Source organism: Rahnella sp. AN3-3W3 (assembly GCF_003263545.1).
GTDB classification, from domain to species: domain Bacteria; phylum Pseudomonadota; class Gammaproteobacteria; order Enterobacterales; family Enterobacteriaceae; genus Rahnella; species Rahnella variigena.
The window spans coordinates 1-26,352 of record NZ_JYDG01000086.1 but is presented as its reverse complement, the minus strand read 5'-3'; the positions used below and the strand labels follow the sequence as shown (position 1 = coordinate 26,352).

At 52.8% G+C, this 26,352-nt stretch carries 23 protein-coding genes; 3 read left to right on the top strand and 20 right to left on the bottom strand.

What is annotated here, in order from left to right; genetic code table 11:
• Nucleotides 1–99 precede the first annotated feature (99 nt).
• The 5 genes from UC15_RS20235 to trxC all read right to left on the bottom strand — a co-directional run bounded on the left by UC15_RS20235 (nucleotide 100) and on the right by trxC (nucleotide 5,953).
• Nucleotides 100–444, bottom strand: coding sequence for a YfiM family lipoprotein (locus UC15_RS20235; RefSeq protein WP_112290471.1), 345 nt, complete (start codon nucleotides 442–444; stop codon nucleotides 100–102).
• A 64-nt stretch (nucleotides 445–508) separates the two neighbouring features.
• Nucleotides 509–1,861, bottom strand: a complete 1,353-nt coding sequence (gene pssA / locus UC15_RS20230) for a CDP-diacylglycerol--serine O-phosphatidyltransferase (RefSeq protein WP_232829955.1) — start codon at nucleotides 1,859–1,861, stop codon at nucleotides 509–511.
• Nucleotides 1,862–2,008: 147 nt separating this feature from the next.
• Nucleotides 2,009–4,669 (bottom strand): bifunctional acetate--CoA ligase family protein/GNAT family N-acetyltransferase, encoded by a 2,661-nt coding sequence (locus UC15_RS20225; protein WP_112290468.1) that lies wholly within the window; start codon nucleotides 4,667–4,669, stop codon nucleotides 2,009–2,011.
• Between the two features lie 31 nt (nucleotides 4,670–4,700).
• Nucleotides 4,701–5,405, bottom strand: a complete 705-nt coding sequence (locus tag UC15_RS20220; RefSeq protein ID WP_112290466.1) for a tRNA-uridine aminocarboxypropyltransferase — start codon at nucleotides 5,403–5,405, stop codon at nucleotides 4,701–4,703.
• 128 nt (nucleotides 5,406–5,533) lie between these two features.
• The gene (gene trxC / locus UC15_RS20215; RefSeq protein WP_015695963.1) at nucleotides 5,534–5,953 is read right to left on the bottom strand and encodes a thioredoxin TrxC; all 420 of its coding nucleotides are present in this window, start codon (nucleotides 5,951–5,953) and stop codon (nucleotides 5,534–5,536) included.
• 242 nt (nucleotides 5,954–6,195) lie between these two features.
• On the opposite strand from trxC, the gene UC15_RS20210 reads away from it, so the two are divergent.
• Complete coding sequence (locus tag UC15_RS20210; RefSeq protein WP_095923430.1) at nucleotides 6,196–7,299, top strand: tRNA/rRNA methyltransferase; 1,104 nt, start codon at nucleotides 6,196–6,198, stop codon at nucleotides 7,297–7,299.
• Nucleotides 7,300–7,373: 74 nt separating this feature from the next.
• On the opposite strand, the gene emrB is transcribed toward UC15_RS20210, so the two are convergent.
• The 13 genes from emrB to UC15_RS20140 form a co-directional block, all read right to left on the bottom strand.
• Nucleotides 7,374–8,909: a multidrug efflux MFS transporter permease subunit EmrB gene (gene emrB, locus UC15_RS20205; protein WP_112290465.1), complete on the bottom strand. Its 1,536-nt coding sequence runs from the start codon at nucleotides 8,907–8,909 to the stop codon at nucleotides 7,374–7,376.
• Between the two features lie 17 nt (nucleotides 8,910–8,926).
• On the bottom strand, nucleotides 8,927–10,102 hold the full coding sequence (emrA, locus tag UC15_RS20200; protein WP_112290463.1) for a multidrug efflux MFS transporter periplasmic adaptor subunit EmrA: 1,176 nt from the start codon (nucleotides 10,100–10,102) through the stop codon (nucleotides 8,927–8,929).
• 25 nt (nucleotides 10,103–10,127) lie between these two features.
• Nucleotides 10,128–11,582, bottom strand: a complete 1,455-nt coding sequence (locus tag UC15_RS20195; protein ID WP_112290462.1) for an efflux transporter outer membrane subunit — start codon at nucleotides 11,580–11,582, stop codon at nucleotides 10,128–10,130.
• Nucleotides 11,583–11,605: 23 nt separating this feature from the next.
• A complete protein-coding gene (gene mprA / locus UC15_RS20190) occupies nucleotides 11,606–12,127 on the bottom strand; it encodes a transcriptional repressor MprA (protein WP_095923421.1) in 522 nt (173 codons plus the stop codon).
• Nucleotides 12,128–12,301: 174 nt separating this feature from the next.
• Entirely contained in the window at nucleotides 12,302–12,643 is a 342-nt protein-coding gene (ygaH, locus tag UC15_RS20185) for an L-valine transporter subunit YgaH (protein ID WP_112290461.1), read from the bottom strand.
• Nucleotides 12,633–13,394, bottom strand: a complete 762-nt coding sequence (locus UC15_RS20180; protein ID WP_112290459.1) for an AzlC family ABC transporter permease — start codon at nucleotides 13,392–13,394, stop codon at nucleotides 12,633–12,635. Before UC15_RS20180 ends, ygaH begins: the two co-directional genes overlap by 11 nt.
• Nucleotides 13,395–13,568: 174 nt before the next feature.
• A complete protein-coding gene (locus UC15_RS20175) occupies nucleotides 13,569–14,753 on the bottom strand; it encodes an MFS transporter (RefSeq protein WP_112290457.1) in 1,185 nt (394 codons plus the stop codon).
• Nucleotides 14,754–14,947: 194 nt separating this feature from the next.
• Nucleotides 14,948–15,943, bottom strand: coding sequence for a glycine betaine/L-proline ABC transporter substrate-binding protein ProX (gene proX, locus UC15_RS20170; protein ID WP_112290456.1), 996 nt, complete (start codon nucleotides 15,941–15,943; stop codon nucleotides 14,948–14,950).
• Between the two features lie 24 nt (nucleotides 15,944–15,967).
• Nucleotides 15,968–16,966 (bottom strand): glycine betaine/L-proline ABC transporter substrate-binding protein ProX, encoded by a 999-nt coding sequence (proX, locus tag UC15_RS20165; RefSeq protein ID WP_112290454.1) that lies wholly within the window; start codon nucleotides 16,964–16,966, stop codon nucleotides 15,968–15,970.
• A gap of 116 nt (nucleotides 16,967–17,082) precedes the next feature.
• Nucleotides 17,083–18,255: a glycine betaine/L-proline ABC transporter permease ProW gene (proW, locus tag UC15_RS20160; protein ID WP_198659744.1), complete on the bottom strand. Its 1,173-nt coding sequence runs from the start codon at nucleotides 18,253–18,255 to the stop codon at nucleotides 17,083–17,085.
• Nucleotides 18,256–18,278: 23 nt separating this feature from the next.
• On the bottom strand, nucleotides 18,279–19,475 hold the full coding sequence (gene proV, locus UC15_RS20155; protein WP_112290451.1) for a glycine betaine/L-proline ABC transporter ATP-binding protein ProV: 1,197 nt from the start codon (nucleotides 19,473–19,475) through the stop codon (nucleotides 18,279–18,281).
• 588 nt (nucleotides 19,476–20,063) lie between these two features.
• On the bottom strand, nucleotides 20,064–20,777 hold the full coding sequence (locus UC15_RS20145) for a response regulator (protein ID WP_112290448.1): 714 nt from the start codon (nucleotides 20,775–20,777) through the stop codon (nucleotides 20,064–20,066).
• A complete protein-coding gene (locus UC15_RS20140) occupies nucleotides 20,770–22,422 on the bottom strand; it encodes a sensor histidine kinase (protein ID WP_112290447.1) in 1,653 nt (550 codons plus the stop codon). The genes UC15_RS20145 and UC15_RS20140 overlap by 8 nt, the downstream gene beginning before the upstream one ends.
• 320 nt (nucleotides 22,423–22,742) lie before the next feature.
• Between UC15_RS20140 and UC15_RS20135 the strand changes: the two genes are divergently transcribed.
• Together UC15_RS20135 and UC15_RS20130 are read left to right on the top strand one after the other, a co-directional pair.
• Nucleotides 22,743–24,098, top strand: coding sequence for a 2-hydroxycarboxylate transporter family protein (locus tag UC15_RS20135; RefSeq protein WP_112290445.1), 1,356 nt, complete (start codon nucleotides 22,743–22,745; stop codon nucleotides 24,096–24,098).
• A 194-nt stretch (nucleotides 24,099–24,292) separates the two neighbouring features.
• Nucleotides 24,293–24,853, top strand: coding sequence for a C40 family peptidase (locus UC15_RS20130; protein ID WP_112290444.1), 561 nt, complete (start codon nucleotides 24,293–24,295; stop codon nucleotides 24,851–24,853).
• 49 nt (nucleotides 24,854–24,902) lie between these two features.
• Here the strand turns inward: UC15_RS20130 and mgrA are convergent, their stop codons facing one another.
• The gene (gene mgrA, locus UC15_RS20125; RefSeq protein ID WP_112290442.1) at nucleotides 24,903–25,943 is read right to left on the bottom strand and encodes an L-glyceraldehyde 3-phosphate reductase; all 1,041 of its coding nucleotides are present in this window, start codon (nucleotides 25,941–25,943) and stop codon (nucleotides 24,903–24,905) included.
• 243 nt (nucleotides 25,944–26,186) lie between these two features.
• Nucleotides 26,187–26,339, bottom strand: coding sequence for an IS3 family transposase (locus tag UC15_RS26275; RefSeq protein WP_089574731.1), 153 nt, complete (start codon nucleotides 26,337–26,339; stop codon nucleotides 26,187–26,189).
• Nucleotides 26,340–26,352: the final 13 nt, after the last annotated feature.

Here is a 26,352-nt window from a genome sequence, read left to right as displayed (position 1 = left end):
GTACAGGGCTTTTTGCTATGGGGAATCTGATGATGTTTGGACGTTACTTGCCCTGATTTTGGCATTTATTACTCCGCTTGTGCTCTGCCAGAACCCCTGTTAGTAATGAGTCAGATGATAAGCGCTGTATCCGACAGCTGCGCCTGCGATATCCCAGCTAAAATCTTTCCAGCTCCAGCCACTCCCACCTTCCCGGCTGTCATAAAGCTCTTTCGCCGCACCCAGTCCGACAGAAAACATCAGTCCGAATGAGCGGCTGCGTGCTTCATTCCATCCCTGACGATCACCATAGGCAGTTCCAGCTGCTGCTAATACTGCTGATCCCACAAAGTGCTCGGCCTTATCTTTGCCTGTCCATGCGTCATTCGCATAATGCGTGCAACTACTGCATCCCAATATCAGCGCGATAAAAGGAAGTCTGAGCGCTACAGATAATCTTTGCATAATAGGGTGGAATTCCAGATAAAAAAAAGCCCGATCACGATGATCAGGCTTTTAGTATAGCCAATTACAGAATTCGGCTGATGAGTCTGTCGATTCGTATCCGCCGTAAGCGTCGGATAAGCTTACGAACTTTGACCGGATAATTTGGAATGCTTTCCAGTTCCATATAGTGCGAAACCACATGCGTATGCTGGCGAATTTCTTCCAGCTCTTTATGACGCGCAGCGGCCATTTCTTTATGCGGATCGTGGATCAAAATGGCATTCTCAAGATCCAGACGCCAGGCGCGGGGATTGAGGTTATTACCGGTAATCAGTTGCCAGCGGTCATCTACCCACATGCCCTTCAGGTGATAGCTATTATCACCGTCTTTCCACAGACGGACAATTAACTGTCCGCTGTCAACAAAACGCTGTAAACGGCTCAGGAAGCGGCGCAGGTTAATTTCATACAAGTACGGTAAGGCACCTATGATTTTGAATGGCTGATCTTGCGGAATATAGAAATCGTTCGCGGTTTTATCACCCACGATAATTTCCACCTGCTTTCCACGGCGCAGCAGATGAATAATGTTGCGCGCCAGCAGGGCAGGCATATTGAAGTAAGGCGTACACAATGTCAGCTTATGTTCCGTGCTGGCCATAAGATGATGGATAGTCCGGTTCAGCTCATTTTGTTTGCCAAGACCCACAATCGGCGTGACGGCCAGTTCATCATTACCGGCGCTATCTTTAAAATGATAGCCACTGGTACGCAAGGTCTGGCGGAACTGACGTGTTTCGTTCTTGATCTCGATACTTTTTGGACGATCTTCGCGATCCAGTCGCTGTACGGCAGACGCGGTCAGGATCGACTTCTTCATAAAGTCGATCATTGTGTTGGCCAGCGCCGTATTCGTCAGTAACTGATAACGGTCATAACGATACTTTTCATGGCGATGCAGATAGACATCGTTAAGGCTCGCGCCGCTGTAAATGACCTGATCGTCGATCACAAAACCCTTGAGATGCAAAACGCCCAGCGCTTCGCGGGTATTTACGGGCACACCATATACCGGCACGGAAAGTCCGGGATGCTCTTTCGCCATACGACAATACCAGTCAGCATTGGTGTTTGCCGCTGCAGCGCCGATGCGACCACGCTGAGCACGGTGCCAGTCAACCAGCACGCAAATCTCCAGCTCGGGGCGACGCTGCTTGGCGTCATACAGCGCCGACAGCACATCGCGACCGCCATCATCGTTCTCAAGATAGAGCGCGACCAGATAAATCCGTTGGGTAGCGTTAGCAATGGCTTCGAGCAGCGTCGTACGGAAATCTGTCGGACAGTAGAGCGTTTTTACAGCATCAACCGTTTGGGGGAGTTTGGGTAGCTGAGCAAGGTGTTGTTGATGTTTATTACGTTTGAATTTTGACAACATCACAGTGCGCTTCTTCTCTCTTCATGTAATGGCTTTAGCGGCACAAACAGATATAGGTAACCGCACAATCGGTCGATAATACCATTAGTCCTGTCTGATGTGCGCATCTTTTGCCTGTTCATCGCGCAGGCTCACGGTTTCCTGCTACAAAATTCGGTTCTTTTCCAGCGTCAGGGAGAGGTTCACAATACCGTCCTGAATCTGAATATCGACGTCAAATCCCAGCTTTCTGGCCAACGTAATCATGCCGCGATTGTTGGGCATAGTAATACCGGTCAGACGTTGCAGCCCATGCTCTGCGGCGTAATTAATCATCTTATCCAGCAGGCGTCTTCCGAGCCCTAAACCTTTCAGGTCTGAGCGAACCAGAACCGAGAATTCGGCATCAGTATTATCGGGATCTGAAACCGCTCGGGTGACACCAATAATTTCACTTTTTTCATTAAGAGTATGAATAGCCACGAATGCCATTTCGCGGTCGTAGTCGATTTGCGTCATATTCGCTAAATCTTCATGTGTGAATTCGTTGATCTCACTGAAATAGCGATAGTAGAGATCTTCCTTCGTCACTTTCAGGATAAACGCTTTAAGCAGCGGTTCATCTTCCGGCAGTATCGGGCGAAACAATGCTTGCGACCCGTCTTTCAGTATAACGTGCTCTTCGAGTTCACGTGGATAAGGACGAATTGCCAGTCGTGACGGTGCGCCGGGCTTCTGTGCCGAAAGCTGCATTGAAACATCGAGCAGGCTGAGTTCATTGCCGGAAACTAGCAAAGGATGAATATCCAGACGTTCGATTTCCGGGCAATCAATAATCAGGTTCGACACGTTTACCAGCAGCTGACTGAGCGCCGGGATATCGAGAGGGTGCAACGCATTGCGCCCCCTGATTTTGCCGCTCTTGAGCGCCTGAACGACCTGATAGCGTGCCAGCGTCATGTTCAGCGGCGGCAGGGAAATCGCCGCCTGTCTTTCCGGAAGCCAGTCAGTGCCGCCCTCGGCCAGCATAATCAGCGGGCCGAAGACCGGATCCTGTTCGACCACCACGCGAAGCTCCTGTGAGCCGGGCCGGTTAGCCATGGTTTGCACCAGCAGCCCCTGAATTCTCGCCTGCGGAAATGCTTGTCTGGCGCGGTCAAATATCGCATTCGCCGCCTGTTCCACTTCGCTCGCGGTGCGCAGATATAGCATCACGCCCTGCACTTCTGAATTATGCGGGATGTCCGGAGAACGCAGTTTCAGCGCCACCGGATAGCCAACCTGACTGGCGATATGCACCGCTTCTGTGCTGTCACTGGCTATCCATGTCGGCAACACATTCATTCCGTACGCCTGCAAAATTGCGCGCACTTCATGGGTATCGAGCTGTGTGATGCCTTCAGCTAGTGTCCGGGCGATCAGTTGATGTGCCTGATCGGTGTTCTGTTCAAGATCTGCCGGAAGAGCCGGCGTTTCTTTCAGCTGTTTCTGGTTACGACGATATTCCACCATGTGCATAAATGCCGTCACCGTGCCTTCCGGCGTCCGGTAAGTCGGGATGCCGGCTTCAGTGAACAGTTTGCGGGCGTCCTGCGACGAAAACTCACCGCACCAGTTAGTCAGCAGCGTGATGTATTTACCTCGGGGATGCTGACGAACGGCTTCAATCAGGTGGCTGGCCGTCACGGTGCCATGTGCCGCCGCGCTGGGTGCGTGGATAACCAACACTGCGTCGTAATCTGTGCTGTCGAGCAGCGCGGTCATGACCGCCTGATACAGTTTGGGTGTGGCATCGTCGCGCAAGTCTAACGGATTGGCGGCGGTAATCGATGGTGGCAAAACGGCGCTCAGAGCGTGACGGGTTTCATCACTGAGTTTCGCCAGTTTGCCGTTACGCGAGAGTAACTGATCCAGTGCCATCGCAGCCGGGGCGGCGCCGTTGCTGATAATTAGTAAGCGCTCACCTCGCAACGGGCGCATATGGCTCAGCGTTTCGACCGCAGAAAACAGTTCGTGCGTATCCTGCACACGCAGTAAACCGGCGCGCTGGATAGCAGCATCATAGGCGGCATCCAGACTTAGAGGGCTGTTGAGCAGCTGCTGTGCCTGTCCGCTTCGACCGCTTTTGATCACCAGAATCGGTTTATTTCGTGAGGCACTGCGTGAGGCGGAAAGAAAACGTCGTGCATCGCTGATGTGTTCGAGATATAGCAGGATGGCGCTGGTTTTACTGTCGCGGGCAAGGAAGTCGAGCAGGTCATCGACATCAATATCCAGGCTGTCACCGAGAGAAACGAAATAAGAAAATCCCACGGCACGCTGTTGCGCCCAGTCGAGAATAGTATTGGCGACGGCCGCGGATTGCGAAATAAACGCCAGTTTGCCGGGAAGGATCGGTACCGGTGAAAAACTGGCGTTCAGTTTCTGCCACGGGGCGAGAATACCCAGACTGTTCGGGCCAAGCAGGCGCATCGAAAAGCGCTGAGCGCAGGATTTCAGATCAGCGAATTGTTGTGGCTGTGAGGAAAGCACAATCACTGTTTTGCAGCCGCGTTCGCCAAGCTGTTCGAGCAGGGCGAGATTGCGGTCAGCGTGCGTGCAGAGAATAGCCAGATCCGGTGACATCGGCAGGCTGGCGACATCCCGCCAGGTTAGTACGCCACATACGGCACGATAAGCAGGTGTGACCGGCAGCACCGGGCCATTGAATCCGCTGTCGAGCAGGTTGCGCATCATCAGATATCCGGCGCGGCCCGGCTTATTGCTGGCACCAATAACCGCGATAGATTCAGGTTGTAAAAGTGCTTCCAGTCCGCGCTGACTCATAACTTCTCCGGTTCATCATGTTCCCATGATTCTAGAGGCTTTCTTCGTTCTTTGCTGTGAGCTGATGCACCGGATGATGGGGTTTTCCGGCCAGATACTGGGTACGGAAATAGGTGAAGTGTCGTGACAGACCCGCAGAAGCGTCAACATCACCGGCTTTTTCCAGCAGGGCAGCGGCCACTTCCACGGTGCAATGCAGTTCCGGGCGCGAGGCTTCACGCAGGATATAGCCGGAGCTGGCGCTTACATCGAGTGAGAATACCGGCAGATTATCCAGATATGGGCTTTTGCGGAACATCTTGCGGGCTTCGTTCCAGGTGCCGTCGAGCATAATGAATAAAGGCGGTTTACTGCCTGCCGGGACTTCTGTAAATACCTGACGCGGTGGTTCGGCGAAAGAGGCCGGAAACACCACGTAAGCCTGACGTTCGGGATCGGCAATGGCTTCCAGCAGCGCCGGATCCGTTTCAGTACGTGACCACAGAAACGCCTGCGTATCCGGTAATACATCCGCGATTAACCGGCCGGTATTGCTCGGTTTCATTGGCTCTGTGTCAAACATCACCAGACAAAAACGGCTGGCAGCCTGATGGATTTCGCGCGTGGCGCAGATGCAGTTACGTGTGGGTAACAGGCAGGTCTGGCAGCGAATGGCCCGGGATCCGCGCGCAAGGAAAGGGCGGGTGGAACGGGCTAAGCGCTGCTCACGCAGGCGAAGAACGGCATTGTCTGACATAAGCATTCCGGTTAACGAAAAACGGCTATTCTAAACACCCGGTCAGGACAGGCAAGTGGCAACTGCGAATAACAGAAAAAGGCCCGTATTGTACGGGCCTTCGGCAGGGCTTTATAACGGCATATGCGTTACAATGATTCATTAAGCCAGTTGTTGAACGGGGCTTTAGGCATCGCTCCGCTTAACATATCGACCATTTTGCCTTCATTAAACACCATAATGGTCGGAATACTGCGGATACGGAACCGCGCGCTCAGTTCAGGTTCTGCTTCGGTATTAACCTTAATGAAACGGATCTTACCGGCGCGTTCCTGAGCCACATCTTCGAAAATTGGCGCGAAGTTAACGCAAGGGCCACACCACGGCGCCCAGAAGTCGATGACAACGGGCAAATCATCTTGCAGATATTTGTCCAGGGTAGCGGCGGTGGCGTGAACCACATCGCCTTCAAAAAGTGCGTGACCGCAGCGGCCGCATTTTGCGCCGTCGTCGATACGATCCTCAGGCAGGCGGTTGGTGGCCTGACAAGATGAACAAACCGTATTCATAAATAGCCTCTACATTGCTTAACGTGAGAAGGGTATCAACCACAAACCCGTTTTACCCTTAAAAGCGGTTAATAAAACGGCTGATATGTTACTTGTATGTTGTAAGTATGAGGGCGATACCTCACCTGAACAACGTGGTTTATTCAATGAATACGATAGTTTTAAGCTTTTGGTCCAAAGCCTGTGGCTTAGCTCACAGACATCAGGTAATCTTCGCGCCCTGCGCGTAGGTGGAGAGAAAAATGAACGATTCATTCAGTGGCAAGAACGGCAAAGTCAAAGTGATGTACGTCCGTAGTGACGACGACGGCGATAACCGCAATAACGATAAACGTCCTTCCAACAATAAAGGACGTCCGGGCGATAAACCTCGCCAGGGTTCCCGTCCCGACGATGCCCGCCGCAATGAGCGTCGTAGCAGCGACTCCCGTGGTGATTCCCGCGGTCCGGCTCCGCGTCGTGGCGATGATCGCCCGCGCCGTCCGGCTCGTGATGACGACGGCCCGTACTCTTCGCCGTGGAAAACTGTTTCACGTCCGCCGGCAGATGAATCTGTTCCGGATCACGGTGGTATCAGCGGCAAAAGCTTTATCGATCCTGAGCAGCTGCGTCGTCAGCGTCAGGAAGAAACCCGCGTGTATGGCGAAAACGCTTGTAAGGCACTGTTCGCCAGCCGCCCGGACGCTATCGTCCGTGCGTGGTTTGTGCAATCCGTTACCCCGCGTTTCCGTGAAGCACTGCGCTGGATGGCGGCAAACCGCAAAGCCTACCATGTGGTTGAAGATGACGAACTGGCGAAAGCATCCGGTACCGAACACCACGGCGGCGTGTGTTTCCTGATCAAAAAACGTCAGGGTCTGGATGCAGAAACGTATCTGCAAACGGCTCCGGCGAAAGACTGCGTACTGGCGCTGGAAAACGTCGGCAACCCGCACAACCTCGGCGGTATCATGCGTTCTTGTGCGCATTTCGGTATCAACGGGATGATGGTTCAGGATCCGGCTCAGCTGGAATCTGGCGCCGCAGTCCGTACCGCTGAAGGCGGCGCGGAACACGTTAAAGCCATCAGCGCGGATAACTTCCTTGAAGTGCTTGAAACCTTCCGTAACGCGGGATACACCATCGTGACCACGTCGAGCCATAAAGGTACGGCGCTGGGCAAAGCGCAGTTACCGGCTAAAATGGTGCTGGTGCTGGGTGAAGAAAGTGATGGTTTGTCTGACAGCGCCTGGCAGCAGGGTGACCTGAGCGTGTCAATCGGCGGTACCGGTAAAGTGGAAAGCCTCAACGTTTCCGTGGCATCCGGTATTTTGCTGGCAGAATGGTGGCGTCAGAACCAGGCGTAATCGCCCGGTTTTAGCCATAAAAAACGACGCGTAATGCGTCCGTTTTGCTTTCTGACATTCAGGGAATACCTGGATTAGTGCGCGCCACCGGCTCCGCCACCGCTGGTGAACGGCGGACGGGCGAACCAGATTAAGATCAGCAGCACCAGGAATGCGCCACCGGATAACCAGAAAATCTCATTGGCAGAGATGATCAGTCCCTGATTAGTGATTTCCCGCGCTATCCAGCCAGAAGCCTGCTGATGGCTCATGCCCATCCCTTCCAGCTGCTGATAGGTTTGCGTTGCCGCCGGATTAAACGGCGTGATGTTTTCCGTCAATTGCGCGTGGTGCAGCGATTCACGGTTCGACCACATGGTGGTAGTGATCGACGTACCAATCGAGCCTGCCAGCGTACGGATAAAGTTCGACAAACTTGAAGCTGCCGCCATGCGTTCAGGCGGTAAACCGGACAGAATAATGGTCGTCAGCGGCATGAAGAAGCAGCCGACCGCGAAGCCCTGAATAAACTGCGGCCACGCAGATGCGCCAAAATCCATCCCCGGTTCGAACGTATAAGCACGCCAGAAGAAGCAGTAGGCATACATGATAAAGCTGAAGATCACCAGCTTTCGCATGTCCAGACGGTGCGCAAAACGCCCGATAATCGGCGACATCAGAACCGGCAAAATCCCCACCGGCGCGGAAGCCAGACCGGCCCAGGTGGCGGTATACCCGTAGACCTCTTGCAATAGCTGCGGCAGCAACACAATTGCGCCGAAGTAGAGCATGTAGGCCAGGCTGATACACAGCACGCCAATGGTGAAGTTTCGCGATTTAAACAGTGACAGGTCGACTATCGGATGGTCGTCGGTCAGTTCCCAGACCACAAGGAAACAGAGCGCGACCACCGCCACGACCGCCAGCACGATAATTTCCGTTGAGTTAAACCAGTCGAGTTCTTTACCCCGGTCGAGCATCACCTGTAATGCGCCAATGCCCAGTACCAGCAGCACTAACCCCACACTGTCGATGGGCCTGATCTGCGTCGCGGTTTCGCGCCCCTTCAGCGTTCTCAGCGTCAGGAACACCACCGCAATGCCGATCGGCACGTTGATAAAGAAGATCCAACCCCAGTGGTAGTTATCACTGATATACCCGCCCAGGATCGGCCCGCAGATCGGAGCGACGATCACTGTCATCGACCAGAGCGCGAGCGCGGTACTTCGCTTGGCCGGCGGATAGTTATTCAGTAACAAACTTTGCGAAAGCGGGATCAGCGGACCTGCCACCACACCCTGCACCACACGGAAGAAGATCAGCATTTCCAGACTGGTGGACATACCGCACAGCCACGATGCAATCGCAAACAGCACCGTGGACCACAGGAAGAGTTTGACCTCGCCAATACGTTTTGCCAGCCAGCCGGTGATCGGAATCGAGATGGCGTTCGCCACCCCGAACGATGTGATAACCCAGGTGCCCTGTGAGTTCGAGGCACCCAGATTCCCGGCGATGGTCGGGATCGCCACGTTGGCGATTGTCGAGTCCAGCACCTGCATAAAGGTAGCCAAAGACAAAGCCACCGTCATCCAGGCCAGCGGGGCGCCTACCAGCGGTTTATTTGCCACGAAGGCCTCCGGAGATTTTAGCCTGCATTGGCATGGATAACGTCAGCAATGATGGCGTTGACCGGCGCCAGATCCAGCGTCAGCGCGCTGGTCTGATACAGCGGTTCGCTACGGACTTTATTCGCCAGCACCAGACCATCACGGTTTTGAGTATCGACAGTCACCAGCGTGGATAAACCGATACGCAGCGGATGCTCAGCCACTTCCTGATCGTTAAGTTCGATACGAACGGGCAGACGCTGAACCACTTTGATCCAGTTGCCGGTAGCATTTTGCGCCGGTAACAGCGAGAACGCGCCGCCAGTACCCATGTCCATACCAACGACTTTGCCGTGGAATTTCACGTCATCGCCGTACATGTCACTGACCACGGTTGCCACCTGACCAATACGCATATTCGCCAGCTGGGTTTCTTTAAAGTTGGCATCGACCCAGATGTGATGCGCCGGAACCACCGCCATCAGGGAGGTTGTCGGGCTGATCTGCTGACCAATCTGTACGGCACGACGTGAGACAAAACCGTCAATCGGGCTGCGCACTTTGGTACGTTGCAGGGCAAGCCATGCGTCACGCACCTGAGCGGCGGCCTGCAGAACCTGCGGCTGCTTATCGACCGGCGTATCCAGAATCATCGCCTGATTAGCGTTGTATTGCTGAACGGCGACATCGTACTGCGCTTTCGCAGTATCGACAGCATCACGGGCGTGTTGCAGTTCTTCACGACCAATCGCATCGGCATTACCCAGCACGATACGGCGTTTGAGATCAGTCTGCGCCTGTTGCAGTTGCGTCTGACGCAGCGCGATATTGGCCTGATATTGTTTACCGTTGATGATCAACTGATGCGTCTGACGCACGCTGTTGGCCAGCGCCGTTTTAGAGCGTTCGAAAGCCTGCTCTGCATCGGTCGGATCGATGGTCACCAGCACGTCGCCTTTTTTAACAAAGTCGGTGCTGTCGAAATTGACGTCGGTCACGCTGCCCGACACCTGCGCCATAATCTGAACCTGATTACCGGCCACATATGCATCGTCGGTAGACTGGAAATGACGTAACACCAGCAGCCAGTAAAACAAGTAGGCGATGGCGATAATAATGAAAATCCCGGTTAACAAGAGCATCGCGACTTTGCGCGTTTTTTTCTTATTTTTCGGAGCTTGCGTCGTTGCCTGAGTTTCGGCATTTGCGCTCATGGTCTTCTCCACACTGAGTCTTTTATTATGATTTTTGGTCCGCGACCGGGGCCTGATAGCCACCCCCAAGCGCACGGATGAGGCTGATTTTTGACTGCATCAACTGACTGCTGGCGTTGAGTTGCGCCTGTTGTTGTTGCAGAAGCGCTGACTGGCTGCTTAACAGCTCATCCCGTCCGATGACGCCAGCGTTGTATCTTGCATCCGAAACGCGATACACCTCTTCCAGCGACTTAGCGGCAGAAGATGCCTGCTGCAATTGTTCCGCGCTGCTTTTCGAGACTGTAATGGCATCCGCAGTTTGCTGGATGGCGTTCAGGATGGTCTGGTTATACGACTCAACTGACTGGTCATATAACGCGGACTCTTCGCCCAGTTTGGATCGCAGTGCACCGGCGTGGAAAATCGGCAGCGAAATGGCTGGCGCGATATTCCAGGCTTTACTGGCTGCTTCAAAAAGATTCGGGCTGGTGCCGCCATAGTTGGTGGTCGTCAGACCGCCGAAGGCACTGATGGAAAGGCTTGGATAAAATTCTTTTTTCGCGGCACTGACCCGCTGGGAATAGGACTCCACCAGATCACGCTGTGCGGCGATGTCCGGGCGTTTACCCAGTAATTCCAGCGTCAGTTCGGCTTTAGGTGCCAGCGCTTCTGCCGGTGGCAATGCCACGGCGTGGAGGCCATTCATCGCATCCGGACCACGTCCTGCCAGCGCAGAAAGCTGATGTCTCAGCTGTTCAGTTTGCGATTTCAGGTTGATGATCTGCTGTTTGGCACTGTCGGCCTGAGCCTGGGTTTGTTGCGGGATTTCAATGCCATAGACGCCGGCCTGATATTGCGCTTTCCGCAAATCTGCCAGACGCTGGTTGTTATCCACTTCATGTTGCAGAACATCTTGTAAGGCAAGATTGGCCTGCAACTGATAATAGGCTGACGCCACCGAACTGGTCAGCGTCAGAGCGGCTTCAGCCTGTTCAGCACGGGCGGAATCCACCTGTGCTTTCGCGGCATTCACCTGATTGCGGTATTTACCCCACCAGTCAAACTCATAGCTCAGATTCAGCCCGAGGCTGTTGCTGCTGTCATAGATCGGCGCTTCAGGATAGCTGGTCAGGAAGGGCGGGATCGTGTTTTTTGCGACACGTTCACGACGCGTAGAACCATTCAAATCCAGATACGGACCATTGGCGGCATCGGCTTCTCCCATCACGCTTTGTGCTTCGCGCACGCGAGCGGCGGCCTGACGTAATGACGGCGAGTTTTGCAACGTCGTGGTCATCAGGTTATCCAGTTGCGGGTCATTAAGACTGCGCCACCACTGAGGGCCGAGGGTCAGGGAACTGACTTTTGCCTGCTGCAGATGAAGCTGTTGCGTATCCAGCAGCGACGACTGAGGAGCAATATTATTACTGGAGGCACAGCCGGCCAAAATCAAAACGGCAAACAGCGGCGTAAGCCTCCAGCGAGCTTGGAGTGACATGTGTAGTTTACCTGAACAGAAATTTAGAATTGTTGTAGTGCTGTTGCATCCATCTGATCAAGGCGAGTTAACAGTTTGCGGGTCAGGGTTTCTAACTGCTTCTGCTCATCTGCGTCTAAAGTTGACCAGAGAAAATGCAGACTCTTGTGTTGAGGCGGCAGTAACTTCTGGATAAAGGCTTCCCCGTCAGGCGTCAGGTGCAAATGCAGGCACCGGCGGTCGTTATCGCTTTCACGGCGTTCAATCCATCCGCGTTTTTCCAGCTCATCCGCAATACGGGTAGCATTAGTACGGGAAGAACCCAGCGCAGAACTGAGCTCAGAAGGCTGAATGCTGTGACTTTCCTGCGCATCCAGGGTCAGTAACGCCATAAACAGCGTTTCATTAATCCCTTGTGCTTTCAGCATTTTATTGCGGTTTTCAAGCAATTTACTTTGCATGTGCATACACAGGCGGGTCAGCAGAATTTCCTGATAAGGGAAATCTTTTTGCTTTTTGGCCCGGAAATTTAACATGTTTTCAATTGGCGCGAACGAACTGTCCATATGAGAAGCCTCATTAGTTACAGATGACATAGTAACGATGGTAATTAATAATATCAATGTCATGAATCACCAATTCTTTAGCAATTAGTGTGATTCATAACTCCGGTGAATTATTCGATGTTTAATGTATTCGGCAGAGTTTGCCCTGCGGTTAATCTGCGGTAAAAAAGGTCTTCAGCCTGCGGCCATCAGCATCACCTTAAACACCAGCCCGTATGCCAGGGCACCGGTCAGTGTGGCAATAATGATACTTTTGGTTCGCCAGAAAATCAGCGCGAGAAGCACAAAACCGGCCAGCGAAGGCAGCAGCTTTTGATGATCGCGCAAAATTTCAGGCGTGCTTGAAACCACCAGTAACGCGCAGATAGACGCGATACCGATGCTATCGAGCACGCGGGACAGAGGGCCACTTTTTGGCCCGGGTTTCTGCCTTGCGCCCATGCGCAAAGGCAAATACCGGAACAGGTAATTCACGGTGCCGACGAGCAGACAAACCAGAATGACATTAGTGCTCATCTGAGGTTATCTCCGTGGCAGAAGAGGATTGAGGGCGTTGCAGCATGGCGGCCACGCACCCGGCGGCCAGACCGCAGCCGATAGCGGCGGGAATTGACCAGAACAGCAGTCCACCCAGTGCGCCAGCCAGCGACGCGACAAACACCATACTTTGCTGGCGCTTAAACGCCGCGAGCAAAAAACTCAGAAACAGCGCCGGTAACATAAAGCCGAGTGCGGCTTCGATAGCCGGGAAATTTTCCAGTGGCCCGTTGCCAAATAACGCCCCCACAGCAGTACCCAATACCCATGAAAGCCAGGAAGACAGCGCAATGCCGCACATCCAGTTTTCGCTCCAGCTGCGTTTATCGCGGATAAGCCTTGCGGTGGCAGCGGCAAACACTTCGTCCGTCAGGCCAAATGCCCACAGCGCGGTTTTTTTGCCATTGAGTTTGCCCACCAGACGGTTACGCAGCGATGGCCCGTACAGCACATGTCGTACATCCATTGCCATCACGGTAAGGGCAGAAACCCACAAGGACATTCCGGCGCTGAGCAGCGCGGTGATCACAAACTGACTGGCGCCAGCGTAGATAAGAATGGAAAAAAGCAGACTTTCAGCTGGGGTGAATCCCAGTTTTACGGCGCTGAGGCCAAATGCAAAAGCGATGGGCAGATAGCCAATGACAATGGGCAGGCTGTCGGTAATACCTTGTGCGAATGTTGAAACACGGACGGGGTCGGGTGCTTCGAGATCTGGGTTGCTTTGCATGGGTGTTTAAAAGATTGTGAAACCGGATGAGTTCCGGCAAATAATTCATGGTGCAAACATTACCAGACTGTAAGTATTGTTAACACCCTTTGGTTCAAATAAATTTCCAATATGATTATTCGCAAGCTAATCAGGAGGGGTGATGGTTCCCTCCTGATGTAATTTCGTACGTTATTACGCCAGCTTGTATTTATATCCCTTTAGCCAGACCAGTAAATTCAGCACACACATAAGGGTTCCTGCTGCTGACACTCCGTACCAGCCTGCGGCCTGATAGGCGGATGCGGACACCAGCGAGCCGACCGCACCCCCAATAAAGTACGTCGTCATGTAACCCGCGGTCAGGCGGTTACGTGCTTCCGGCATGGTTTTGTAGATGACACTTTGGTTGGTGATGTGGACGCCCTGAACCGAAAGGTCCAAAACGATGATGCCGATAATCAGCGAAATCACCGAGTGCTGGCCCCAGGCAATCGCCGCCCAGGACAGCAGCAGCAGAATCAGACCCGCCGTGGTGGTCAGATGCGCTTTGCCCTTATCCGCCAGATGTCCCGCACGGGTAGCCGCCAGCGCACCCGCCGCGCCCACCAGCCCGAACAGTCCGATCACGGCTTCGGAATAGTGATACGCCGGGCCCGCCAGCAGGAACGCCATTGACGTCCACAAAATACTGAAGTTAGCGAAACAGAACATGCCGATCAGCGCGCGGGTACGTAACACCGGCGTATGGATGAACAGCGTGAAGATGGATTTAAGCAACTGCGGATAATTCAGATCCGTTTTCTGCTGGTGTTTCGGCAGCTTGCGCCACAAGACCAGCGCCATCACGATCATCAGTGCGCTCGCCACCCAGTAAACCGTGCGCCAGCCGCCCAGCGACGCCAGAGCACCGGCGACGGTACGTGCCAGCAAAATGCCCAGCAGCAGACCGGACATAATCAGCCCGACCACCTTACCACGACGCTCTGGTTCAGCCAGCGTAGCCGCCAGCGGCACCAGAATCTGCGCTACTACCGAGAACAGCCCGGTCAGTGCCGTTCCGACCAGCATGATGGTCAGCGTAGGTGCCATGGCTGTGAGCAGCAATCCTGCGGCGGAAAGCAGCGTCATCAGCACGATTAACCCGCGACGTTCGAACATATCGCCGAGCGGTACGATAAACATCAGCCCGCAGGCATAACCAAGTTGTGCCACGGTGACGATAAACCCAGCCTGATTGACTGAAAGATCAAATGCGCGTGCGATAGTTTCCAGCAGCGGCTGCGGGTAATAGTTACTGGCGACGGCGAGCCCGGTGGCGACTGCCATCAGAATAATCAGCGCCGGGCTGAGTGGTGAATGTGTGGTCGTTTTTTTCATAATGGGGATAACAGATCTTATTGAAGAAGCAGGGGAATGCGAAAAACGATTATCGTTTTGGTTGAAATATTAAACCAATGAATAGTTTTCATGGCAACTATTTGGTTTTGCAATAGCGCTTTTTATATACGTCACCACAAAAAACGGGCGGAGATTTCTCCCCGCCCGCTGGCCTTACTGAGTCTGATGTAATGTTATTTCGCTGCCGCAGCCGCTTCTTTTACCCAGCCGTCGAACTGTTCCTGGTGGGCTTTAATCCAGCCATCTGTCTGCGCGGAGATATCAGCATCTGAATTTTTACCCGCGTGCATGGCGGCATTCTGCGCATTGATGTCTTTGAGTGGCAGCTTCATGATGGCAAACAGTTTTGCCGCCGCCGGGTTTTTCTCAGCCCAGGCTTTGTTCGCCACGATGTGCATGGTGCTCACCGGGAAACCGTAGTTTTTGCCGTTTGGCAGTGTGGTATCGGCATTTTTATCACCCGGTACCACAGAGAACGGTACCTGCATCCACAGCACGTCTTTGCCCGGAACCAGCACATTGCTGACCCAGTACGGCGTCCAGGTGTAATAGAAGATCGGCTTACCTTCTTTGTAACGCGTGATGGTGTCGGCAATCATCGCGGAATAGTTACCCTGATTGTGGGTCACGGTATTTTCCAGTCCGTATGCTTTCAGCTGTTCATTCAGCGCGGCTTCACAACCCCAGCCCGGCGTACAACCGGTCAGATCGGCTTTACCGTCGCCGTTGGTATCAAACAGCTTGGCCAGTTTCGGATCCTTCAGCTGTTCAATATTGGTAATGTGGTATTTCTCAGCAGTTTTTTTATCGATCAGCCAGCCTTGTGCTGCGCCGGTCACGTAGGTGCCCTCGCGGTAAAAGACTTTGTCGCCACCGGCGGCTTTGTACATTTCATCATGCAGCGGTGACCAGTTGACGGCGGTGAAGGTCGCATCACCGGCAGCCAGCGTTGTGTAACCGACGTTGTAATCGACCTCACGGGTTGGCTGCACGTCATAGCCCAGTTTCTCCAGCGCCTTGCTTACCAGTTCGGTCTGAAAAGACTCCTCACTGATGGTGCTCTGGACTGGCGTCACACTGATGCCTTTACCCGGCAGATCGGCAGCGAATGTAGTGGCTGTTGCAAATGTGGTGAGGGCGGCAACCGCCCAGATTCCTGTCTTTTTCATAAATTCCTCGATTTTTATAATGCGTTATTTTGCTGCGGCAGCAGCTTCTTTAATCCAGCCATCGAAGGTCGCCTGATGCGCCTTGATCCAGCCATCAACGTGCTGCTGGATATCTTCTGATGAGGATTCACCTTCATGCATTCGCAGGTTCTGCGCGTTCACGTCGGCCAGTGGCAATTTCATGATGGCGAACAGTTTCGCGGCCGCCGGGTTTTTTTCAGCCCAGGCTTTGTTCGCCACAATGTGTTCGTTATTGACCGGGAAGCCATAGTTCTTGCCGTTAGGCAGGGTGGTATCCATGTCTTTCTGCGAACCCGGATTTGCCGAGAAAGGCACCGTCAGCCAGACCACGTCTTTGCCCGGTTTCATCTCGTTGCTGACCCAGTACGGTGTCCAGGTGAAATACAACACCGGTTTGCCGGATTTAAAGCGGGTGAGAGTGTCAGCGATAATCGCCGAATAGTTCCCCTCGTTTTGCGTCACGGTATCGCTCAGGCCGTAAGCTTTGATTTGGGTATTGATCACCTGACCGCAAACCCAGCCCGGATTACAGCCTGCCATATCGGCTTTACCGTCACCGTCAGCATCAAACAGTTTGGCGATTTTCGGGTCTTTCAGCTGGGATAAATCATGAATGTGGTATTTGTCGGCGGTTTTCTTGTCGATCAGATAACCCTGTGCCGCGCCGGTGATATAAGTGCCCTGACGGTAGAATTTCTGGTCGCCACCGGCTGCGTTATACATGTCTTTTTGCAGCGGTTCCCAGTTCACGGCCATGTAAGTGGAATCACCGCTGGCGATGGCGGTGTACGCCACGTTGTAATCTACTTCACCGGTTTGCTGAACGTCGTAGCCCAGTTTTTGCAATGCACGGTTGACCAGTTCAGTCTGGAAAGTTTCTTCTGCAATGGTGCTTTGCAACGGTTTGACGACTACGCCTTTGCCCGGTAAATCGGCAGCGAAAGTTATTGAGGATGTGAAAAGTGTGCTCAGGGCTAGTGCCCAGATTGGTATTGTGCGCATGGTGAACCCTTATTCTTTTTAAGTTTGTGGCTTATGAATACGTAAGAGTGGACTGCGTTGTTTTAGCTTTTGAGAGTTCCCGGCAGCGAACCGCCGGGAAAAATGCAGTGTGTGAATCAGGCTTTTTTGGTGAAAGGCTTCATCACCAGACCGACAGGACCGCGGGTGAACCAGCGGTGACCGCCTTTACTGCGGCTGTCGCGACCCATCGACTGGGTGAGACGGTCGAGAATAATGGCGAGGATAACGATACCCGCACCACCGACCGATGCCAGACCCATGTCCAGACGACCGATACCGCGCAGAACCATCTGACCCAGACCACCTACGGCGATCATCGAGGCGATGACCACCATCGACAGTGCCAGCATCAGCGTCTGGTTAATACCGGCCATGATGGTCGGCATCGCCAGCGGCAGCTGAACTTTAAACAACATCTGACGCGGGCTGGAACCAAATGATTTCGCGGCTTCAATCAGGTCTTCCGGCACCTGATTGATACCCAGAATGGTCAGACGAACAACAGGCGGTAAGGCGAAGATAATCGTCACCACGACGCCAGGTACGTTACCGATACCAAACAGCATGACGATCGGCACCAGATAAACGAACGCTGGTGTGGTCTGCATGGCATCCAGTAACGGCCTGATAATCTTGGCCGCCTTCTGGCTGCGTGCCAGCCATATCCCGAGCGGTAAACCTATCAGGATACAGAAGAACAGCGAGGTCAGAACCAGCGCCAGCGTCACCATTGCCTGTGACCAGGCACCGATCGCACCGATCAGCACCAGCGAAACCAGCGTGGCTGCACCCATACCCAAACCGGCCATCTGCCACGCAAGCAGGGCAAAGACCAGGATCGCAATCGGAGCGGGCAGAGATTCCAGACCGTGCTGGAAACCGCTCAGCACGAAATCGACCGGGACGCGGATCCCCTGGAAGACAGGGCGGAAGTTACCGACCAGCCAGTCGATCCCCTCAGTGACCCAGCGGTCGAGCGGGATCAGCGTGCTGTGAAACGGATCGAGAATATTAAAATGCTGATGTTGTTCAGGTGCGACGCTCAGCCAGTCGTTGGTCTGCGCGGCAGCATGATGGGTGGCATCCGGTGCGCTGGTCGCGGCATCGCTGCCACCGCCCCATGGATCACTGCTGCTGGCATCGGCTGGCGCTGCACTCGTCGCGGCGTCAGCTTGTGGTGCAACACCGCCACTGGCGTTATCGGCACTCCAGGGATCGACGGACGGATCCAGGGCCTGTGCCTGAGCGGCCTGTGCGTGCTGTGTCATCGTGTTCGTTACGGTTGAAGTGCTCATTCGTTACCCCCTTCTTTGTCCAGAGCCTGAAGCAGCATGGCTTTGGAAATAATGCCGATATAGTTATTGTCCTCATTGATCACCGGTACGGCGCAAGGCGCGGCGGCGACATGAGAAATCAGTTCGCTGAGCGGCATGTCTGCCTGCACGGCTGCCGGAGATTCCAGCAGGGCACTTTCCAGCGACTGATTGGCTTTAAGCGCAGTTTTCAGGGATTCAATCGACACCACGCCGATGAATTTCTGTCCACGTTCAAGCACATAACCATATTCACGGTCTTCGTCTTCGAGCAGCTTAAGGGCGGCACGGGGACCAAAACCGGGGGTTTTACGAATAAGCGTGCCACGACGGCGGGCAATGTCTTTGGCACTGAAGACCTGACTGATATCGACACCACGGAAGAAGGTGCGCACATAGTCGTTGGCCGGATTATTAAGAATGTCTTCCGGCGTGCCGACCTGCACCACTTCGCCGCCCTGCATAATGGCGATGCGGTCGCCGATGCGCATGGCTTCGTCGAGATCATGAGAAATAAACACAATGGTGCGCTGATGCTGAGCCTGAAGCTTCACCAGCTCATCCTGCATTTCAGTACGAATTAACGGATCGAGTGCCGAGAAGGCTTCATCCATCAGCAGAATGTCAGGATTATTGGCCATGGCGCGGGCTAAACCGACACGCTGGCGCATACCGCCCGACAGTTCATCAGGATAAGAGTTGGCATAGTTTTCCAGCCCGACCTGACGCAGGGCGTCAATCGCTTTGGCATTGCGCTCTTCGACCGGCACACCGGCCAGTTCCATACCAAACGCGGTGTTATTCAACACGGTCAGGTGTGGCATCAGCGCAAAGGACTGAAAGACCATACTGATTTTACTGCGGCGCACCTGGCGCAATTTTGCTTCTGAGATTTTGGCGATATCTTCGCCGTCGATCAGGACTTCGCCACGGGTGGGCTCTATCAGACGATTGAGAAGGCGTACCATGGTGGATTTACCGGAACCGGATAACCCCATGATGACGAAAATCTCGCCTTCTTCAATGGCCAGACTGGCATTCTTAACGCCAAGTGAAAGACCGGTTTTCTCAAAAATTTCTTCTTTACCCTTGCCTGCATCAATCATCTTGAAAGCGCGATCCGGGTTTTCGCCAAATACCTTATAAAGATTCTTTACTTCGATTTTAATTGCCATGCAATGTGCATTCCTTGGATATAAATAGCCGTATCGGCTCGATGTCTATTTTTTGTGTTGGACCGTATAAGATTTTGCCTGTAACAAAATAGTGAACGCTTTATACCCTAACACATCGAAATTCTGAGACAAGTCTCAATGTTTCTGAAGAATATTCGTGATTGTGTTTCGGGTTACGTATTTGTGTGTATCGGGCTTGTCTAATTTTGTCTGGATCCGCTGACATTTAATGACAATTTTCAGGGCTTCATAACGGGCGGTTTTCCGCTGCATTTAAATTAAGTATATTATTCAGAATATATATTTAAGTGATTGTTTTTAGTTGTTTTATTTTATGATTTTGTTGTCGGTTTTTTATCATTAATAATTGCAGGGAATTTAACCGGGAAATGCGAATTTTTTGCGCAGACTTTACAGGTGTAAATAGTGATTTCAGGGAGGGCGATTAACAGTGAATTTACCGGTTGTCTGAAAGAGGATATTGAGTTGATATAACGGCAGGATTCGGCGGGCAGAGGGCGTAATTTGCCGGTGCTGACACCGGCGATGAACGTGAAATTCGTCACAGAAAAAAGAGGGAATTGAGTCTCAGGCCTCAGAATTTTTTGTGACGGCTATTTTCCGGTAAAGGCGCCGTGGATGGCCGATATTTCCGTACTGCATCTCGACGCCGATAAAGCCAATTTCCACGCAATATTCAAGATATCGGCGGCCTGTCGTTTTGCTGATCCCGACTTCCTCAACGACCTCTTCAACCGACCAGCTGACGTCCGGTTTCGCGTTAAATACGCGCTGAACCAGTTCGAGCGTATTGGGCTCGATGCCTTTGGCAGAAGGGGCTGCCGGTGTATCGCTGGCGGGCAGATTGAACAACTTATCCAGAGCCCGCTGATCGACCACTTTCACATTACGCAGCGTTTGCACCAGCTGCATAAAACGTTCCAGTGAACTTTGCAGCCGGTGGAAAGACACCGGTTTGATAATGTAATCGAACGCGCCGCTACGCATCGCCTGACTACAGGTTTGCATATCGCTGGCCGCGGTAATGAAAATCACCGAACAATCGAAGCTTTTCAGCAGCGGGCTGTTGATTAAATCCACACCCTGGCCGTCCGGTAAATAGTTATCGAGCAAAATCAGCCGTGGCTCATGCAGGCGCAACAACGAGCGCGCCTGTTCCAGCGTGGCGGCGATACCCACGACACGCACATTGAAATTTTGCTCGATAAAATCGCGGTGCAGACCGGCCAGATGCGGCTCGTCTTCCACAATCACGACATCGAGAGCACTGCTGTTATTCATGGTTCGTTCCTGTTAAAGCCTCAGCCGGGTACGGGATAAAGACTGAAAATATCGTACCTTGCGGCGTGTTGTCTGAGATTTCGATGCTGCCACCGGCCTGACGGACATATCCGGCCACCAGATAAAGCCCGATACCATGTTCCGCGCCGGTCGTGTCGTGGTCGCGTGAGGGCTTGCTTGTCACGCCCTGTTCAAACAGACGCGGTTTCAGGTCATCATCCACGCCGCTGCCCTGATCGGCGACTTCAATCAGCAGCTCCTGATTCCTGTCTGAAATATACAGTTCGACCGGCACAGAAGGCGTCAGCGCGTTGAGGGTGGCATCCACGGCGTTATCCAGCAGATTACCGACCACCGACATCAGCTCGGTTTCAGTGATAGCCGCCGGAATGCGGGTGAGCTGGCAGGCAGGATCGAAACTGAGTTCAACACCTTTTTCGCGCGCACTGACGTATTTCCCCAGCAGCAGGCCGCAAAGTGCCGGCGAAGTGAAGCGCGCCGAGACGAAATCCAGCACTGCCTGCGCACCTTCCGACTGCGCCTGAATATAGTGCATCGCATCGTCGTAACGCTGCATTTGCAGCAAACCCGCCAGTGTTGCGGTCCAGTTCAGCTGTTCGTGGCGCATGATGCGCAGATTGTCCGCGTAGCGTTTCACCTGACTCAGCTGGCTGCTCAGCGTATTTATGTCGTTTTTATCGCGGAAACTGAACACCCAGCCACTTTCTTTACCCGGCTCCAGCTCGATGGGAACGCGGTTGACGATCACCTGTCTCTGATTCAGCACCGTAATCTGATCATGCTGGCTGTTATTTTCACTGATACCGCCTTGCGTGAAGAAGGTGGGCGGTGTCTGAAGCACTTCCGCCAACGGTTTACCCAGCAGTTCATTTTCTGGCTGATGGATATCAAGCAACTCGCGTGCGGCGCGGTTAATGGAAATCAGCTGTTTTTGGGCATTAACTGCGAATACGCCTTCGTACATGGCTTCAAGCAAGGCTTTTTGCTGGCGAACCAGCAGCGCGATATCTTTGGGTTCCAGCCAGAACATCTGTTTTTTAACGTTGCGGGTAAACATCCACGAAAAAATAAACAGCAGTAATAAAAGAAGCAAACCGTATAAACCGGCCTGCGCCAGACGATGGCCGTTAATATTATCAATATAAGAAGTGAGGTAGCCGACGGAGACAATACCAATGACCCGATTATTCTCATCCAGGATCGGCGCTTTACTGCGCAATGAAACACCTATACCGCCTTGCCGGACGGAAATAATGGTTTTCCCCGCCAGCACCTCCGCGTTATCACCGCCAATCATCGGCAGGTCGATCCGCTCCGGTGATTGTGAATGATAAAGATGCAGCTCGCGGTTATCGCCGATAACGATATAACTGGCATCGCTTTTATCGCGTAAAGGCTGGATAAGTCGTGCGATCCCGATGGTATCCCGCGCCTTAACCTTCTGCGCCAGTCCCGGCATCAGCGCGATTTCACTGGCCTGAACCCGTGCGCGCTGGCCGAGGTCGTGATGCAACTGACGATCGATGATATGAAATAAAATAGCACCCAGCAGTGCCAGCAACAGGCAGGAAAATACCACCAGAGATAAAAAGAGTTTTACCTGAAAAGGCATGCGGAGTTTCATACGGCCTGCTGCAAGATTAACGTAAAGATACACATTGAATAAGCGTACCACGGGGCAGTAAGGGCGGTAATCGGACAAAGACAGAGTTGTGAACAGGCATTATAAATAACGATGAATTCACTCAGTGATTACAAGGGTAATAGGGCTTTTTACTACAAATCTGATAATCCTTATAAATCAAATAACATTAACTCCATAAACACCATAACAACCTTAATCCCTGCGGTTTTAATTTGAACAAACTCACATCCGGCTGACCTGCTGTTTTCTTATGCTCAGAACATCAATAAGAAAAGTATTTATAAGAAAGAGGCAATGTCATGAGCACAACCGACGATTCCTACATCGCAGTCAAAGAAAAGAAAACCTCCGGCCTCTCGGTCAGGCAAAAATGGTGGCACATTCTTGATAACTACAAGATAGGTATTATCCCGCTGCCTTTCTTCCTGCTGGCCGGTGTGCTGATCCTGCTCGACTGCCTGAACGGCAAATTACCCAGCGACATTGTGGTGATGGTTGCCACGCTGGCCTTCTTCGGTTTTGCCTGTGGCGAATTCGGCAAACGCTTACCCGTCGTCGGCAAACTCGGTGCGGCGGCAATATGCGCCACCTTTATTCCTTCGGCGATGGTGCATTACGGTTTACTGCCGGACGTCGTGGTGGATTCCACGGTCAAATTCTATAAATCCACCAATATTCTGTATCTCTACATCTGCTGCATTATTGTCGGCAGTATCATGAGCATGAACCGCCAGGTGCTGATCCAGGGCTTTATGCGCATTTTTGTGCCGATGTTATGCGGTGAAGTGGTGGGCATGATTGCCGGAATGGCGATGGGCACGGTGTTAGGTTTACCGCCAATGCAAACCTTCTTCTTCCTGATCCTGCCGATCATGGCCGGTGGCGTAGGTGAAGGTGCGATCCCGCTGTCGATGGGTTATGCGACGATTTTGCACATGGAACAAGGTGTGGCGCTGGGGCGCATTCTGCCGATCGTGATGCTGGGCAGTCTGACGGCAATTGTGCTGGCGGGCGTGCTGAATCAGCTGGGGAAACGTTATCCGCATCTGACCGGTGAGGGGCAACTGATGCCGTCGAAAAAAGGTGAGCTGGGCAGCGGTACTGACAAATTCGAAGGAAATCCGGGCGTGAATGCGCTGGCCTGTGGCGCGCTGCTGGCAATCCTGCTTTACATGGTCGGGATGCTCGGTCAGAAGTGGATCGGCCTGCCCGCGCCGGTCGGCATGTTATTCGCGGCAGTACTGGTAAAACTGGCAAATGGCGTTTCACCGACCATTCAGCACGGCTCGATGACGGTGTATAAATTCTTCCGCACTGCAGTGACCTATCCGGTGCTGTTCGCGGTGGGTGTGGCGATCACGCCGTGGCAGGAACTGATCAACGCTTTTACCCTGCAAAACCTCCTCGTGATCGTGACCACCGTGCTGGCGCTGGTCGGCACCGGTTTTTACGTCGGCAAGAAAATCGGTATGCATCCGATTGATGTGGCGATTGTTTCCTGCTGCCAGAGCGGGCAGGGCGGCACCGGTGACGTGGCTATTCTGACTTCGGGTAACCGTATGACGCTGATGCCTTTCGCGCAAATCGCTACCCGCATCGGTGGTGCAATCAACGTTTCAGTCGGATTATTTGTGCTGGCGAAGTTCTTTTCATAATCCCCGTAACAGCCCCTTTCACCGAAGGGGCTGGTTTCACTGAGAAAAAATCCGCAGTCCAAAACTGGACATAAAATAGCCAGATTATTTCACTTTATCTGGTTATTATTTGCGCACTCAGAGACGAGTCACCCGCCCCGAGAGCCGGTTCCCACGTAAGGAAGAGCACTATTTTTTAACGAAAGAATCCACGCATGTTCCGTATTAAATCGCTTGTTTCTGCCTTACTGCTTCTTGTAGCCGGTTTATTCAGTACCCATTCCTTTGCTTTTGATATGCCTGAAGAGTTTGAGTCTATGGATACCTATAAATTTTTCCACAGCGAGCTTTTTGATGGAAAAGGTTCCTCCGTCACTGCGGTTAACACCGGCAACTCAGAAAATATTAAAAGTGCCTTGCTGGCTGAATATCCGCGCTGGAAAGGGACGCATTATCGCTGGGGTGGAACCACACACAAAGGTGTCGATTGTTCGGCGCTGATGCAACATCTCTTCCGGGATTCCCTGCAAAAACGCCTGCCGAGAACCACGTTTCAGCAAATCAGGAACGGCAGAAAAGTGAGTAAAAATAGCCTGAAACCGGGGGATTTAGTCTTTTTCAAAACGTCGCCTGGCGATCGTCATGTCGGCGTGTATGTCGGGGATCATCAGTTTATTCATGCCTCGAAAATTGAAGGCGTCACGATTTCATCACTGGACAATCAGTACTGGGTCGATCATTACGAAACAGCACGACGTTTAGAGCTGATGAGCTAAAAAAAAGGCGGATCCTTTTCAGGATATCCGCCTGTTTTACTTTGAATATTTACTTATCTGATGACGCCTGCCACAGATTCAATTCACCATCCGCCACATGTTTATCAATCGCAGCAAGTTCTTCTGGGGTGAAACGCAGATTGTCCAGCGCCTTGACGTTTTCATCCAGTTGTTCAGGACGGCTCGCGCCAATCAGCACTGACGTCACGCGGTTGTCTTTCAGCAGCCAGCTCAGCGCCATCTGCGCCATCGTCTGTCCGCGCTGTTGCGCCATTTCATTGAGCAACCGCAGGCTGTTCAGGTTTTCCTCAGACAGCATCCTGGCATTCAGCCCGCGCACTTTATTCCCTTCCACCTGCATCCGCGAACCGTCCGGAATACCGTTGAGGTATTTACCGGTCAGCAAGCCCTGCGCCAGCGGCGTAAAGGCAATGCAGCCCGCGCCGTTTTGTTCCAGGGTATCCAGTAAACCACTCTTATCGACCCAGCGGTTCAGCAGATTGTAAGAAGGCTGATGAATAAGCAGCGGCACTTTTAGCTCGCGCAGCAGTTCAGCCATTTTCTGTGTACGTTCCGGCGAATAAGACGAAATCCCGACATACAACGCTTTGCCACTTTGCACGGCGTAAGCCAGCGCTGCTGCGGTTTCTTCCATCGGCGTTTCCTCATCCACGCGATGAGAATAGAAGATATCGACGTAATCCAGCCCCATGCGTTGAAGGCTTTGATCAAGGCTTGCCAGCAGATATTTGCGTGAACCGCCGGAGCCGTAAGGCCCAGGCCACATGTCATAACCGGCTTTGGTGGAGATAATCAGTTCATCGCGATACGGGGCGAAATCCTGCTTCAGCAAACGACCAAAATTCTCTTCGGCTGAACCCGGAGGCGGGCCGTAGTTATTCGCCAGATCAAAATGAGTGATGCCTAAATCAAAGGCTTTTTGCAGTAATGCGCGCTGGGATTCGAGCTGGCTGACATGGCCGAAGCTGTGCCACAGGCCAAGAGACAGTGCAGGGAGTTTTAAACCGCTCTGACCGCAGCGGCGGAATTGCATGGTTTCATAGCGGGAGGGTGAGGCCTGATACGGCATGATGTTTCCTTTTCTGAGCGTAGGGTTTTGAAACACTGTTTCTATACTAACGCTGAGAAAAATAACGGCAACATCAGAAAGTGGGTTTTAGCTCCCTCCCACTGCGAAGGGGGAGGAGCAGGGCAAAACCGCTCGCGGTGCAGAGTGAAACACGGTCAACTCCCTCCCCTGCGAAGGGGAGGGTTGGGGTGGGGTATTAATGGCAACTGAGTCTGTTCTGGTCTAGTAAAAGTTGACACCCCATTAAGCGGCGACCTCATATTCGTTTGGTGAAAGACCACCAAGATGGGTATGAGGTCGCCACATATTGTAGTATTCAATGACGTATTTACTGATGTCCCGCTTTGCACTTTCCGCATCTGCATAGCAGCGCTCTTTCACCCACTCTGATTTCAAGACTGCCAAAAAA

Coding starts and splice junctions, on each gene's coding strand:
- UC15_RS20235 (WP_112290471.1), bottom strand. CDS start 444: ATGCAAAGATTATCTGTAGCGCTCAGACTTCCTTTTATCGCGCTGATA.
- UC15_RS20225 (WP_112290468.1), bottom strand. CDS start 4,669: ATGAGTCAGCGCGGACTGGAAGCACTTTTACAACCTGAATCTATCGCG.
- UC15_RS20220 (WP_112290466.1), bottom strand. CDS start 5,405: ATGTCAGACAATGCCGTTCTTCGCCTGCGTGAGCAGCGCTTAGCCCGT.
- trxC (WP_015695963.1), bottom strand. CDS start 5,953: ATGAATACGGTTTGTTCATCTTGTCAGGCCACCAACCGCCTGCCTGAG.
- UC15_RS20210 (WP_095923430.1), top strand. CDS start 6,196: ATGAACGATTCATTCAGTGGCAAGAACGGCAAAGTCAAAGTGATGTAC.
- emrA (WP_112290463.1), bottom strand. CDS start 10,102: ATGAGCGCAAATGCCGAAACTCAGGCAACGACGCAAGCTCCGAAAAAT.
- UC15_RS20195 (WP_112290462.1), bottom strand. CDS start 11,582: ATGTCACTCCAAGCTCGCTGGAGGCTTACGCCGCTGTTTGCCGTTTTG.
- mprA (WP_095923421.1), bottom strand. CDS start 12,127: ATGGACAGTTCGTTCGCGCCAATTGAAAACATGTTAAATTTCCGGGCC.
- ygaH (WP_112290461.1), bottom strand. CDS start 12,643: ATGAGCACTAATGTCATTCTGGTTTGTCTGCTCGTCGGCACCGTGAAT.
- UC15_RS20180 (WP_112290459.1), bottom strand. CDS start 13,394: ATGCAAAGCAACCCAGATCTCGAAGCACCCGACCCCGTCCGTGTTTCA.
- UC15_RS20175 (WP_112290457.1), bottom strand. CDS start 14,753: ATGAAAAAAACGACCACACATTCACCACTCAGCCCGGCGCTGATTATT.
- proX (WP_112290456.1), bottom strand. CDS start 15,943: ATGAAAAAGACAGGAATCTGGGCGGTTGCCGCCCTCACCACATTTGCA.
- proX (WP_112290454.1), bottom strand. CDS start 16,966: ATGCGCACAATACCAATCTGGGCACTAGCCCTGAGCACACTTTTCACA.
- proW (WP_198659744.1), bottom strand. CDS start 18,255: ATGACACAGCACGCACAGGCCGCTCAGGCACAGGCCCTGGATCCGTCC.
- proV (WP_112290451.1), bottom strand. CDS start 19,475: ATGGCAATTAAAATCGAAGTAAAGAATCTTTATAAGGTATTTGGCGAA.
- UC15_RS20145 (WP_112290448.1), bottom strand. CDS start 20,777: ATGAATAACAGCAGTGCTCTCGATGTCGTGATTGTGGAAGACGAGCCG.
- UC15_RS20140 (WP_112290447.1), bottom strand. CDS start 22,422: ATGAAACTCCGCATGCCTTTTCAGGTAAAACTCTTTTTATCTCTGGTG.
- UC15_RS20135 (WP_112290445.1), top strand. CDS start 22,743: ATGAGCACAACCGACGATTCCTACATCGCAGTCAAAGAAAAGAAAACC.
- UC15_RS20130 (WP_112290444.1), top strand. CDS start 24,293: ATGTTCCGTATTAAATCGCTTGTTTCTGCCTTACTGCTTCTTGTAGCC.
- mgrA (WP_112290442.1), bottom strand. CDS start 25,943: ATGCCGTATCAGGCCTCACCCTCCCGCTATGAAACCATGCAATTCCGC.